The sequence below is a fragment of the Trichocoleus sp. ST-U1 genome (assembly GCF_039961835.1).
Classification (GTDB): Bacteria; Cyanobacteriota; Cyanobacteriia; order Cyanobacteriales; family FACHB-T130; genus FACHB-T130.
In genome coordinates this window covers 1-11,793 of record NZ_JAMPJZ010000019.1, presented here as the reverse complement: position 1 = coordinate 11,793, position 11,793 = coordinate 1, and the positions used below count along the sequence as shown (strand labels likewise).

Sequence of the window (11,793 nt, the reverse complement as noted above, 5' to 3'; positions counted from 1 at the left end):
AATGGTTTTTGACTGCTCGTAATGATGCCTTATATGCGAATAAGAGCAGTTTGTACGACGACATCCTGAGATGACATCCTGAAATATCTGAAACTCTGATGGGCATACATTTGGAGCGGGCACAGCTGCTGATTGAGCAGTCGCGGTATGAAATGGCAGAGAAAGAACTGCGACAGGAACTGGCAATGGAGCCAGATAGTGCGATCGCGCATACTCTGCTCGCCCTGTGCTTGAATTATCGCCAAATGTACCCGGAAGCCACTCAGATGGCTCAGCGAGCGATTCGCTTGGCTCCCGATTGGGGTTACGCTCACTACGTCCTGGCTTATATTCTGTGCGATTACAACCAGCTTCTAGAAGCGGAAACGGTACTCAAAGAGGCTTTGCGGCTGAGTCCTGATAACCCCAGCTACTTCGCCCTACTCTCGCGCATCCGATATAATCTACAGCTTTGGCACTCAGCACTTGAAGCGGCAACCCAAGGGCTTGTCGTTGACCCAGAGGATGTGGAGTGCCTAAATTACCGAGCGATGTGTCTGATGCAACTCGGTCGCTTACCAGAAGCTCAGGCGGTCATTGAGAGTGCGATCGCGCTTGACCCAGAATATGCAGGAAGCTATGCCAACCGCGGCTGGATACTCCTGGCGCAGGGAGGATATCCCGCTAAAGCGTTAGAGTGTTTCCGCCAAGCACTACGACTTCAACCAACCTTTGAGTGGGCGCGACGGGGAATCGTCGAAGCGCTCAAGGCAAAGAACCCGCTCTACAGGCTGATGCTGCGCTACTTCTTGTGGAGTTCTAGGCTGAGTAACGGAGCTAGGTTGGGCTTCAGTATCGGCTTGTACTTCGCTTTCCGCCTGCTAGTGGGCGGCATCGCTGCAAGTAGCAACCCTTTGCTGTGGTTCGTGGTGATTGCCTACTGTCTGTTTGTCCTGCTTACCTGGATTGCTGACCCCTTATTCACCTTATTGCTCCGGTTTGACCGCTTCGGGCGATTAACTCTTTCCGAACAAGAGGTTAAAAACTCAAATTTAGTCGGGGCAGTATTTCTAAGCATCTTAATGGCAATTGGTTTGTGGTTGGTGACTAAAAACACCAACATCCTCATCGTCGCCCTCTCACTAGGACTCTTGTTGCTACCGATAACCGCGATGTTAAATTGTCCGGCAGGATGGCCCAGACAGTTTATGGCAACCTACACGATCCTTTTAGCGATCGCATGGCTGGCGGCTATTGGTCTATCATTAGCCGAGCCGCCTCTGGGAGAAATTGGCGTTCAGTTTGCCGGAATTTCCCTAGCTTTTTTCTGGCTTGGTTCGATACTTTCAAGCTGGTTGGCAACTATACTGATGGGCGTCAAAACAAAGCAGTGAGTGCGAGCATTTCAAGTATGTTTTCTTTACCTGAAAACCCTTCTCAAAGGTATTCCCCATAGGTTTTTAGAGCGGTTAAAAGGTTAAAAATATTTTCTCAACACTTTTAAGCTCAACACTTTTAAGCTCAACACTTTTAAAATCTCTCCCAATATTCCAGCGCTCGTTGCTTCCCCTCTGCTACAAACTACTTTCAACCATGACTGCGGGACCGACTGGCTGCGGGGGTAGGCTAGAGGGTTCTAAGGTAACAGCTAAGGTTGAGGTTGTAGCACCACAAGCACCGACGGGAATGGAAATTCGCTCTAAAACAGTTCCCCCCTGACTTGCCCCAAAATTTGCACAAGGTATCTTTTTCTCGTCAACAATTGCCCAAAGTCGATAAATTTGACCAGATGGGACAGCCGGAAGATTTTGAAAGGCGATTACCGCTTTTTGTTCGTCCAGATTAACGAGAATACTTCCAGACGCTGTATTTGCTTTTTCTGTACCTGTGAGCGTATATAAGCGGGTATTCCGCTGTTGTAGAACCTCAAGGGCATCTTTCTGAGCCTGCACCGTTTGAAGTTCTTGCCGCAGCCGAGATTGCACTATCTTTAGATTTTGGCGCAGACGATAATTGTCAAAAGCCAAAGCTAGGGCTAATAGTGCTACCAAACTAGCAAAAAGTTTGCTCCAAGGAAAAGAAACCTGTTTTGGAGCGGGTTCGGGGTTAACTGTCGGATTGGCAGCTTCCAGAATCGTCGAACGCAGATGTGGGGGAGGTGTGACTTCAGGAAGGGCGTAGGGCAAGAGTTCAAGCGATGCCTGCAAACGACTCACTTCTTCAGCCAGTTGCGGATTTTTTTCGAGAATTTGCCTAAATTCCTCCGCTTCTTCAGCGCTAAGATCGCCGAGGACATAACCTGCCATTAATTCTTCTAAGTTTTCGGGATTTAAAGGTTCGGTCATGGTGCAACTATGTTAGAAAATCTTGTAACGTTTGCCTCAATTTCAGTAGTCCCTGACGAGCGCGAGTTTTGACCGTCCCTAAGGGGATATTTAGTTGAGCCGCAATTTCCGATTGACTGAGACCCTGGTAATAGGACATTTCTAAGATTTGACGCTGATTTTCTGAAAGTTGCGCCAAGGCGTCCCGAACTTGCTGCGATCGCTCTCCTAACGAAGCTTGCTCAAAAGGGCTTGCAGAGCTGATTTCAGTCGTCATTGTTTGACGCCAACGCTCTAGAAATTTGTGGGTGGTGCCACGAGAGCGAAGTTTGTCAATCGCACGCGATCGCGTCATTACAGTTAAAAAGCTGCTAAGAGAACCACGAGCGGGATCGTAAGTATTAGTACGCCACAGATGCAGAAAAATCTCTTGAGTGAGGTCTTCTGCTTCTTGGGGATTTTGCAAAATTTTTAATGCTAATCCATAGACAAGAGCGCCATAGCGGTCGTAGAGAGTGCCCAGAGCAGAGGATTGACCAGCTTTAAGTGCTTGAAATAGCTCTGTATCCATCCGGGGCGTTGTATTTGTTGATTTGCCATCGAGAGAGTCAGGATGCATGCGTTCTGGAGAGTAGGTCTAAGCCAATCACTCTTCAGAGTCAATTGCAGGACTTGATTGCTCTGCATCTCTCACAGGAGATAAATTCTCTTTTTCTTTAATACGATCTAAAAGATTAATTGGATTTATTTCAACAAAACCGCTGAACGCCTCCGTAATTCTACGAGTATTGGAATCCAAAATCTTAGTAAAATCATAAGATTTGAAAATACTGTTAATTTGTCAATGAGGTTTCTACTTAATTATGTCGCCGAGCAAGCTTTGAGTTTTTGAGGAGCATCGAATGGAATGGTTCTGGACAATCGCTGGGGTGCTGACTGCGCTCTTGGATGCGATCGCATCCAAGCTTCCAAGAGATACCGCCTTGGTTTCTGGGCTTTTTTGAGTTGGTTCATCATGCCAGAAAACCAGGCAAAGCCTTACTAGCAGTTTTACTTCAACCTCTTTTGGTATACATCTGGGGAATCCATCTTGAGCTAAAAGTACAAGGAATTCAGATGATTGCCCATTAATGTCACCAATCGTTGAGTAAAGGCAATGGAAAGAAACGATACTCCCTGGCTAGAGCAATCCGAGAAGCTGGTGAATATATGGGTTGAGACGGAGAAAATGTGGAAAAGCTGGTTCGATCTCATGAGGTCTGTTACAACTCCGGAAACACTCGTCAATGCTCGCGCAGAGGTCAAGGACGCCCAGCCGCTTTTGGACACTCAGGCGGTCTTTGTGCGTTTCCTGGAGAGATTGACCAGCTCCAGTAAGGACACAAATTTTTTGGTTGAATTGGGCAAGGATTGGCAACCCGTCTTCAACAATTACGCTGATTTGTGGCAAATCTACGAAAAGAATCTGCAAAACTTAGGTCAATTTTGGGCAGAACCACTGCGGCAACCACTAGAGATGGCGACTCAGGCGATGAGCGGCGATCATGCAAGGTCGCCGTCCACCAACCTCTACTGGGACTATCAACAGACCTTTGGCAACTTTCTTTTAAGCCCAAGCCTGGGATATACCCGTGAGTTCAACAACAAACTGCTGAAAAGCTTTGATGCCTGGACAAATTTCTATAAAGCAAGCTTTGACTATCAGTTAGTGCTGCTCGATGTCTGGGTGAAAGCCTGTGAGCAGCTGGTGCGATTGGCATCTTCCCAGGAAAAAGGCGAAACGCTTCAGAACTGGCGGCAGTTTCAGCAAGTCTGGAGTAGGGTATTTGACCAAGCATTCGCACAGACGTTCCGTTCAGAAAATGCTCTTCAGATCCAGGGTAAGTTCTTGAATGCAGCCATGACCTACAGGCTCCACCAGCAACAGCTAATGGAAGTGTTTCTGAAGATGAATGACTTGCCAACTCGCAGCGAAGTCGATGAGATACACCACAGCATCTACGAACTGCGGAAGGAAATTAAAAGCCTGAAAAAAGCTTTAGCAGAATCCCAACGCCGCGAAGTGTCTTGAGGATGCAATGCACGAGTTTACCGAGCTAACCGAAAAACTGTTTAAGGGTGCCCATAACTTAAGTCGCCTGCGCGAGGAGGACATTCAGATTGGGGTGACACCCAAGGAAGAGGTTTACCGCGAAGATAAGGTGGTGCTGTACCGCTTCACTCCCAAGGTGGAGCCTTCACTGAATATCCCCATCCTGATTGTTTACGCTCTCGTGAACCGTCCCTACATCGTCGATTTACAGGAAGGGCGATCGCTTGTTGCTAACTTGCTCAACCTTGGTTTGGATGTTTACCTGATCGACTGGGGTTATCCAAGTCGAGGCGATCGCTTTTTGACCCTTGACGACTACATCAATGGTTATATCAATAACTGTGTGGACGTAGTACGCGATCGCTACAATCTAGAGCAAATCAACCTGTTAGGAATTTGTCAGGGAGGCGCTTTCAGTCTCTGCTACAGTTCCATTTACCCAGAGAAGGTGAAAAACCTAATTACTATGGTCACTCCAGTGGATTTTAACACCAATGAGGGACTGCTCAATGTTTGGGGTGGAAGCACTCTGGGGTCACAAGCTCTGGATGTGGATTTAATGGTAGATACTCTGGGGAACATCCCTGGCGACTTCATGAACTTAGAGTTTTTGATGCTAAAGCCCTTTCAGTTAGGAATTCAGAAGTATATTGACTTTCTGGATACTATCGATGAGGACAAGTTGCTCAACTTTCTCCGCATGGAAAAGTGGATTTTTGATAGTCCTGACCAAGCTGGAGAAGCTTATCGACAGTTTATGAAGGATTTCTACCAGGGAAACAAACTCATCAAAGGCGAGATCGAGATAGGCAAGAAACGAGTAAATCTGGAGAAGATCCGCATCCCAATTTTGAACATATACGCCGAGCAAGATCATCTAGTTCCCTCGGCATCTTCCTTGGCTCTTGAGAAGTATATAGGGAGCGAAGACTATACCGTGCGTTCCTTTCCAGTCGGGCATATCGGGATGTATGTGAGCAGTAAGGTGCAGCGAGACCTTCCTCCCACGATTGTTGATTGGCTGAAGGCGCGAGTTTAGAACAGTTGGCATCTAGCAATTCTCTATTGGATGCAGTAAGGTTTAACCCCACCTCTGCCTCTCCCCGCGAACGGAGAGGGGTTCAATATTCTCCCCTCTCCGTAAACGGAGAGGGGATGGGGGTGAGGTTCCGAGTGTATATTGCACTAAGAGTGAGAACCGCTATATATAAGCTTTGCGGAGCGCTTTTCGGAAGGCTTTGCTAACGCTTTACAGCAGCTGGCGATCGCGCGATCGCAACCCTCCACACCCCCACCTCTTAGGTCTGTGCCGCCTATACCGCAAGCGGTATAGGCGGCACAGAATTTTAATTCGCTAGCATATATGAGCCAGGTTTTCAGTTCCTGGTCAATTAACACCTCAAGACATTCGGACTAGGGTCTAAATACTTCTCCCGATGCCGTCAGTTGTTTCTTGCAACGGCTCAACCCTAGGAGATTCTTAATACCCGATGTCCGAAGCCTCACCCAAGCCAGTCAATCAACTGCTAGCTGCTCTGCCAGATGCTGAGTACCAAGGCCTTGTTCCCAATCTAGAGCACGTCCCGCTCTCTTTTAAACAAGTCCTTTACGAGGTTGGTGAACCAATTAAATACGTCTATTTCCCCGATCGGGCAATCGTTTCTTCCCTCACCACGATGGCAGATGGCTCGATGGTCGAAGTTGCCTTAGTGGGAAATGACGGAGTGGTCGGTCTCCCCGCCGCTTTGGGAGATAACATCGCCACTACAATCGCAATGGTGCAGGTACCAGACTCTGCCATGAGGATGAAGGCAAGCGTGCTGAAAACCGAGTTTCAGCGGGGTGGTTCACTGCAAAGTCTGTTACTGCGCTACATGCAGGCGCTGCACGCCTTCGTTTCCCAAAATGCTGCCTGCAATCGCCTCCATTATCTGGAGGGGAGACTGGCTCGTTGGCTGCTGCTCGTCTGTGACCGTGTAGAGTCAAAGGAGTTGCCCATGACTCATGAATTTATGAGCCAGATGCTGGGTGTACGACGTGCGGGTGTCACGGAGGTGGCTAACGCTCTTCAACAGGCAGAACTGATTCGCTACACTCGTGGCAAAGTTACCATCCTGAATCGGGAAGAATTGGAAGCGGTTTCGTGTGAGTGTTATCAAATCATCCAGGGCGAGTACGCTAGGTTGCTAGGCACTAAGAACGGTTGAGAGTTGTTGTTAGAGGAAGAAGCGATCGCTTCTCTCTAGCTGCTCTCGCAGCTCAATATTGATGAAAGTTGATGAAAGCCGTTGTCTGGCAACCTGTCTAGGCTAGATGAGCTTACTGGTGTTAGACACTGACACCGCCAGTACCGCTAACCCTACAGCTCCCAGTACAGCGATCGCACCCCACTTTGCGGTTGGATGAGTTTCCAGCCTAGTGGAGTAACTGTTCGTCCGTGAGTTCTTGGCGACATCTCCTGCACCAACCTGAGTACAGGTATGGTGTAGGCTTCGCAACCAATCCGGCTATTGCTTTCACTAAATCGTTCCCTTGCTCAAAAGATTTAGCTAATCAACATCAGTTCTGTTCGCTTTACGGGCGATCGGGTTGCTGTCAATACATCCTCAGCGGAATCAACCAGTACGAATTGCAGTTCGCGCCGCACATCTTCCGTTAACTCAAGTTAACGCTATAGCAAATTATTGATTTCTAACTTTATCTTTAGGATGATTTATCCAATGATTTATAGATAAGTTATAGAGAACCAAACGTGAGAATTATCACATTTTATAAAAAACAGTTTCCCTCGCCTTTGTATTTTGAATAACACATTAATTTAATATTTCACTTATTTGGAAGATAGGTTGATATGGCGATCGCTCTTACTCAGTGCATACCATTAGCTAGAGGATAAAAAATGAATCGCAGCTTAAGATGTCTGATAACACAGGGAATTTCATCAAGGAACGATGGGCTTATTACTAATAGACATGGATGGCACGCTCCGCGAACCACTCAGCGGACACCAATACTTCCAACATCCCAAAGATCAACGCATTATTGAAGGTGCTGATATTGCCATTCGCGCCTACAAAGATGATTGGATTATTGTTGGTATCACCAACCAAGGTGGAGTTGCCGCAGGTCATAAGTCTATGCAACGGTGCATCCAGGAACAGCAATACACGCTTGAGTTATTCCCTGAGTTGAGAGAAATTTACTTTTGCCCCGACTTTGAGGGTAAAAAATGTTTCCGCGTCACTCATCACAATGTTCATAACCACAGCCAAACCAAGTGGTCTGGACAGTACCGCAAACCGCAATCGGGTATGTTGCAACTAGCAATGGTGAGACACAAACATACTCCGCAAAATTCGCTTTATGTAGGCGATCGCCCGGAAGATGAACAAGCTGCCCAACGATTAGGTGTACCCTTTCAATGGGCATGGGACTGGATCGCACAACATCAAGAAGCGATCGCTCCCAACCTGACAGAAGCACAGTAACAAGAGAGGATACTCATGGAACGAGAGATTACAGATAGCGACGGCATTACCTGGACGTGCATTCAAGCCTATTCTGGGCTTGACAACAACGCAGAAAACCGGGATGCGGCGCAGGTTAAAGGGCAGGAGGATACCTACTGGGTCGTTTGTACGCCCAGTGGTGGCGCGAAGTCGGTGCGGCTCAAACTTCAGGGTGAATGGGAAAAATCCTACTCTGACGAGATGTTGCTCGATGAAATTCAAGCACAGCAGGAGGTATGATCGCAGCAAAATTCGCTGTATGTAAGCGATCACCCGAAAGATGAACAAGCTGCCCAACGAGTAGGTGTACCCTTTCAATGGGCATGGGACTGGACCTGTGCAACATCAAACTCTAGTCTTAAGTATTCTCTTGGCAGCATCGATACCTGATAAAGCAGCACCTTCCATAAAACCTTGCCACTCGTAAAAAGAGTTAGCGTGTTCGCCAGCAAAGTAAATATTTTTAAACGGTTTACCTTCATTACCTGCAATTGTTGTGAAATAACCGGGGTGATTGCAGGTGTAACTGCCCTGGAATAGGGGGTTAGAAGGCCAGTGTTCTAGATGCACTAAAAAATTATTGCCGTTGCGTGTGGCTGCCTTTAAAGTGCCAGGAAAAACGCGGTTAAGGTCGTTGAGAAAAGCCCCTGCTTCCTGCTGAACTTGATTAGGATTAATGTTTTTGCCTCGATTTCCACCAGAGTAGTCGGTCAGCACTGCTCTATTATTAGTTGCATTTTGTGGGTTTGTTTCCCAAGTGTTTTGATGATTTGATAAATCTGAATAGGATGAGCCGTCACTGCCAAGAGCAACCCAAGGGCGACTATTAAAGCCAACCATCATCTTAGCGTTGGTTCCATAGCGCAAATTATTAATCGCAAATAGTTTCTCGGCAGGCAGTTGAAGACCCTTTAAATCAACTTGGCGCAAAGTTGAGAAGGGAATCGCAAAGACAACTGCATCATATTTGGCAGATGAGGCATCATTAAATGTTAATTCTACTTTGCCTGCACTATCAAAGCGGACTCCTACTAACTGCTTGTTATAGTTAATTTGTCCTTGCAGTCGGTTACGCAGACCTTCAACAATTTGCTGGTTGCCGCCAATAACGTGATAGCGCTCGTCGCTGAAGACACCAAAGGGTGTAAACTTCGATCGCTTGTCGGCGTGAATGAAAAAGAGAAAACTGAGGCTGCTTTGCTGGTCAATTTCTAAACCGTACTCGGCAATATAAGCAGCTTTGATAACACCTTTGAGTAGGTTTCCGGCATTACGGCTATCTAGATAGTCTCGCAGACTGAGCAAGTCGAGCTTTTTGTCAGCATCAGTATAATTGTCGGCGGTGGGCTGTGCAGATAGCGATCGCAAGTCGGTACGCATAGCGGCAACAAAATTGCGGAATTCATCCACAACCACTGACTCTGAATAGCGCTGACCGTTGAAATAGTAAAAAACTTCTCCTGGTTGTTTTGATAAATCTTCTGTCTTGAGGTTAAACTCCCGCACGTATCCCAGCATTGTCTTGTGCAAGTTGTCAATCAACTCGCCGCCTCTTTCCACAACCTGACCGGGAAAATTAACACTCCCAGCAAAATCGCCTCCCAGAGAATAACAGCGACCGCCACTTCTATTGCTTGCTTCAAATACGGTAGCGTTAATCCCGTTTTTCTTCAGTTCGTACCCGCAAGCAAGTCCGGCTAAACCAGCCCCCACAATTCCAACTTTTACATCTGCTGGTACAGGAGCTGCGAGGGTACGGTGAAGCAATCCTGAGCCTACTCCTATTGTCGCGCCGATCGCACTCAGCTTGCCCATATCAGTAAGAAATTCGCGCCGATTCGTGCGCCGTACCGCCATCAATGCCTCTAGAGATGCAATTCGCTCAATTCCCTCGTTGGTGGAGATATTTTGCTCTTGGCAATAGCGAGCAATGCGGATAGCACGTGCTAAGTTGTCGAAGAGTGGGGAACGACTCATGATAGCTTTTTCTCCTCACGCAGAGATTAATTAACGTCCTGTGCAACTTTATACTCAGAACCCTCGTTGTTATCGGGGGCTTTCTTAAAGTTACACGTTGCGCGATCGTCAGTTGAGTGATTCAAGGATGTAAAGCTATCTCTTGCATTGATACTGAAACGAGCGAAAAAAAAATAGTCCCACAAGGACTACTTTTGCATTACAGAATCAGAGCCAAGGAGGGCAGATGAAATAATTTCCAGCCGTAAGCATTAGAACACTGTCTCTACTTCGAGAAGGTATTCTGGTTACGCGCTAGGTTGAGCATTCGATGAACTTGGCATAGCGATTTCTGCTGACTTCACAAATCCGAAGTAGAAAGCGATCGCAGCAGTTAGAGCATTGAGCCAGATATTATTTCCAAAAAGTGGTGTAAGCCCAAACAGCGTATTTGCAAAGGGCAGCAATCCTAAAATAGCACCTGCTGCATAAAGGATAGCGAAGATGCGATTGAACACAATTGCTCCGCTTAAGCTAGTAAATGCCGCAATTCCCCAAACACCCACTAAAACGCCAATTGCATTATGAAAATAGTTGGTGGGGAATACTCCGAATATATAGCCGAAACCTGGTTCGGAGGTAAAGTTCTCAGAAGGAGTGACAAAACCAGGCATAAATCCAGCTAAGCCAAGTGACAAGAAAAGGAGACCTAGGATTAGAGCAGCGTAACGAATTGAAGAAACTGAAGATGTTGATGTTTGCGATGTTGATGTTTGCATGGCAGTATTTTGGTTTTTTAAAATTTTGGGTGTGGGCTAAACAAGTGTTTTGCTGCTGTTGGAGAAATACAGACAGCTTCTAACTGACCATTCAACTTCTAGCGAACCAGGTGGAGTACATCCCGAAGAACGCTATAACCAGCCATATCCCAAAGAAGATAGGCAACAAAACCCAGCATTGCTAGGCGACCGTTCCATAGCTCTTGCTGTGGGTTCCAGCCAAAAATCCAGGCATTGCGATCATCACCGTTATATGCTGGAGCGACCGTAGGGGTTTTAGCAGTATTGATGGTTGAGTTTTTCATAGTGAATCGTTCTCAATGACATTGTTTTGATTTCATGCTATCGAGTAGATTTGCTAGTATTGTCTACCGTTAGGATTGCATTCTACCTATATCTAAAGATTCGATTTGTAACGTTCAACTGTTAATATCGGCACAAGAAAAAGCATCCTTATTTACCGATAAAATTGGGGAGAAAAGCCCGAACTTTTATTCCGGATGATTGACTTCAGGATCGAGCGGAAGTTGAATTGGGTCAGTATCGGGTAGCGTTCCTTGAGCATCGCTACCAGGTACGTCGGGATTGTTGTGAAGATTAACGCGACCTTTTTCCGACTGCTCGCCATCTGCCGCATAAGAGCCTGCAATCGTTGAAGCTCAGCAGTTTTGGCATCGCCTGTGGTCCTGGTTGTGGATGAGAAATTAGAAGCAATGGGATGAGCGATCGCTTCTCCCTCTGGGTTTGTGCTGACTCCTGCTGCAATGTTTGCATCTAAAACAGCACTTCCACCTGCATCGGAGAATGCAAAAACTTGAGCCTGTTGAGATGCGCCAACTTCTTGATTTGGCTCACGTGTTTGATTCGGCATGGATGCATTACTCTTTTCTAATTTCTCGGTGAATCTCTTAGAACAATTACTGTGGTATCAACCTCTCCCCTTCCACTAGCTTCACTCGCGATCGCCATCAGCCACCACTAAAACGAAATACACAAGCCAGAAGCAGCATTTCAGTCAGAGCAACTAGCACTTCAGTTCGTTAGACCTCCTGCATGAATGGTCAAGTAGTGTGCCAGTTCATAATCGAGATTGCACAATAAGGGAGTAGATCAGCATCAAGAAACTGGGGAGTTGGTATGCCGTATACGGAGCT

15 protein-coding genes are annotated in these 11,793 nt (G+C 46.8%); 7 read left to right on the top strand and 8 right to left on the bottom strand.

Annotated elements, in window-relative coordinates; all coding sequences use genetic code 11:
- Positions 1-98 precede the first annotated feature (98 nt).
- Complete coding sequence (locus tag NDA06_RS09615) at positions 99-1,373, top strand: tetratricopeptide repeat protein (protein WP_190986984.1); 1,275 nt, start codon at positions 99-101, stop codon at positions 1,371-1,373.
- Between the two features lie 180 nt (positions 1,374-1,553).
- On the opposite strand, the gene NDA06_RS09610 is transcribed toward NDA06_RS09615, so the two are convergent.
- Together NDA06_RS09610 and NDA06_RS09605 are read right to left on the bottom strand one after the other, a co-directional pair.
- Positions 1,554-2,324 (bottom strand): anti-sigma factor, encoded by a 771-nt coding sequence (locus NDA06_RS09610; RefSeq protein WP_190429199.1) that lies wholly within the window; start codon positions 2,322-2,324, stop codon positions 1,554-1,556.
- Between the two features lie 7 nt (positions 2,325-2,331).
- On the bottom strand, positions 2,332-2,922 hold the full coding sequence (locus NDA06_RS09605) for a sigma-70 family RNA polymerase sigma factor (protein WP_190987106.1): 591 nt from the start codon (positions 2,920-2,922) through the stop codon (positions 2,332-2,334).
- A gap of 288 nt (positions 2,923-3,210) precedes the next feature.
- On the opposite strand from NDA06_RS09605, the gene NDA06_RS09600 reads away from it, so the two are divergent.
- From NDA06_RS09600 to phaC, 3 genes are all read left to right on the top strand, one after another.
- On the top strand, positions 3,211-3,348 hold the full coding sequence (locus NDA06_RS09600) for a hypothetical protein (protein WP_190668214.1): 138 nt from the start codon (positions 3,211-3,213) through the stop codon (positions 3,346-3,348).
- A 111-nt stretch (positions 3,349-3,459) separates the two neighbouring features.
- On the top strand, positions 3,460-4,374 hold the full coding sequence (phaE, locus tag NDA06_RS09595; RefSeq protein ID WP_190987107.1) for a class III poly(R)-hydroxyalkanoic acid synthase subunit PhaE: 915 nt from the start codon (positions 3,460-3,462) through the stop codon (positions 4,372-4,374).
- A gap of 7 nt (positions 4,375-4,381) precedes the next feature.
- Positions 4,382-5,434 carry a class III poly(R)-hydroxyalkanoic acid synthase subunit PhaC gene (gene phaC / locus NDA06_RS09590; protein WP_190987108.1) on the top strand — a complete coding sequence of 351 codons (1,053 nt, stop codon included), beginning with the start codon at positions 4,382-4,384 and terminating at the stop codon, positions 5,432-5,434.
- A gap of 146 nt (positions 5,435-5,580) precedes the next feature.
- Here the strand turns inward: phaC and NDA06_RS09585 are convergent, their stop codons facing one another.
- On the bottom strand, positions 5,581-5,793 hold the full coding sequence (locus NDA06_RS09585) for a hypothetical protein (protein WP_190678185.1): 213 nt from the start codon (positions 5,791-5,793) through the stop codon (positions 5,581-5,583).
- Between the two features lie 92 nt (positions 5,794-5,885).
- On the opposite strand from NDA06_RS09585, the gene NDA06_RS09580 reads away from it, so the two are divergent.
- Positions 5,886-6,602, top strand: a complete 717-nt coding sequence (locus NDA06_RS09580) for a Crp/Fnr family transcriptional regulator (RefSeq protein ID WP_190413848.1) — start codon at positions 5,886-5,888, stop codon at positions 6,600-6,602.
- Between the two features lie 102 nt (positions 6,603-6,704).
- Here the strand turns inward: NDA06_RS09580 and NDA06_RS09575 are convergent, their stop codons facing one another.
- Positions 6,705-6,893 (bottom strand): hypothetical protein, encoded by a 189-nt coding sequence (locus NDA06_RS09575; protein ID WP_190413849.1) that lies wholly within the window; start codon positions 6,891-6,893, stop codon positions 6,705-6,707.
- A gap of 453 nt (positions 6,894-7,346) precedes the next feature.
- Here NDA06_RS09575 and NDA06_RS09570 point away from each other — a divergent pair, with 453 nt between their 5' ends.
- Both NDA06_RS09570 and NDA06_RS09565 read left to right on the top strand, forming a co-directional pair.
- Positions 7,347-7,883, top strand: coding sequence for an HAD-IIIA family hydrolase (locus tag NDA06_RS09570; protein WP_190987109.1), 537 nt, complete (start codon positions 7,347-7,349; stop codon positions 7,881-7,883).
- 15 nt (positions 7,884-7,898) lie between these two features.
- Entirely contained in the window at positions 7,899-8,144 is a 246-nt protein-coding gene (locus NDA06_RS09565) for a hypothetical protein (RefSeq protein ID WP_190429206.1), read from the top strand.
- 105 nt (positions 8,145-8,249) lie between these two features.
- Here NDA06_RS09565 and NDA06_RS09560 read toward each other — a convergent pair whose 3' ends face one another.
- The 4 genes from NDA06_RS09560 to NDA06_RS09545 form a co-directional block, all read right to left on the bottom strand.
- Positions 8,250-9,881 (bottom strand): NAD(P)/FAD-dependent oxidoreductase, encoded by a 1,632-nt coding sequence (locus NDA06_RS09560; protein ID WP_190987110.1) that lies wholly within the window; start codon positions 9,879-9,881, stop codon positions 8,250-8,252.
- A gap of 287 nt (positions 9,882-10,168) precedes the next feature.
- Positions 10,169-10,639 (bottom strand): DUF4383 domain-containing protein, encoded by a 471-nt coding sequence (locus NDA06_RS09555; RefSeq protein ID WP_190413853.1) that lies wholly within the window; start codon positions 10,637-10,639, stop codon positions 10,169-10,171.
- 98 nt (positions 10,640-10,737) lie between these two features.
- Positions 10,738-10,944 (bottom strand): chlorophyll a/b-binding protein, encoded by a 207-nt coding sequence (locus NDA06_RS09550; RefSeq protein WP_190987111.1) that lies wholly within the window; start codon positions 10,942-10,944, stop codon positions 10,738-10,740.
- Positions 10,945-11,096: 152 nt separating this feature from the next.
- Positions 11,097-11,510, bottom strand: coding sequence for a hypothetical protein (locus NDA06_RS09545; RefSeq protein ID WP_199324236.1), 414 nt, complete (start codon positions 11,508-11,510; stop codon positions 11,097-11,099).
- Between the last annotated feature and the right edge of the window lie 283 nt (positions 11,511-11,793).

Excerpts from the sequence above, each read along its gene's own strand:
- phaE (WP_190987107.1), top strand. The coding sequence starts at position 3,460 with ATGGAAAGAAACGATACTCCCTGGCTAGAGCAATCCGAGAAGCTGGTG.
- NDA06_RS09565 (WP_190429206.1), top strand. The coding sequence starts at position 7,899 with ATGGAACGAGAGATTACAGATAGCGACGGCATTACCTGGACGTGCATT.
- NDA06_RS09610 (WP_190429199.1), bottom strand. The coding sequence starts at position 2,324 with ATGACCGAACCTTTAAATCCCGAAAACTTAGAAGAATTAATGGCAGGT.
- NDA06_RS09570 (WP_190987109.1), top strand. The coding sequence starts at position 7,347 with ATGGGCTTATTACTAATAGACATGGATGGCACGCTCCGCGAACCACTC.
- NDA06_RS09600 (WP_190668214.1), top strand. The coding sequence starts at position 3,211 with ATGGTTCTGGACAATCGCTGGGGTGCTGACTGCGCTCTTGGATGCGAT.
- NDA06_RS09605 (WP_190987106.1), bottom strand. The coding sequence starts at position 2,922 with ATGCATCCTGACTCTCTCGATGGCAAATCAACAAATACAACGCCCCGG.
- NDA06_RS09555 (WP_190413853.1), bottom strand. The coding sequence starts at position 10,639 with ATGCAAACATCAACATCGCAAACATCAACATCTTCAGTTTCTTCAATT.
- NDA06_RS09560 (WP_190987110.1), bottom strand. The coding sequence starts at position 9,881 with ATGAGTCGTTCCCCACTCTTCGACAACTTAGCACGTGCTATCCGCATT.
- NDA06_RS09615 (WP_190986984.1), top strand. The coding sequence starts at position 99 with ATGGGCATACATTTGGAGCGGGCACAGCTGCTGATTGAGCAGTCGCGG.
- NDA06_RS09580 (WP_190413848.1), top strand. The coding sequence starts at position 5,886 with ATGTCCGAAGCCTCACCCAAGCCAGTCAATCAACTGCTAGCTGCTCTG.
- NDA06_RS09545 (WP_199324236.1), bottom strand. The coding sequence starts at position 11,510 with ATGCCGAATCAAACACGTGAGCCAAATCAAGAAGTTGGCGCATCTCAA.
- phaC (WP_190987108.1), top strand. The coding sequence starts at position 4,382 with ATGCACGAGTTTACCGAGCTAACCGAAAAACTGTTTAAGGGTGCCCAT.
- NDA06_RS09550 (WP_190987111.1), bottom strand. The coding sequence starts at position 10,944 with ATGAAAAACTCAACCATCAATACTGCTAAAACCCCTACGGTCGCTCCA.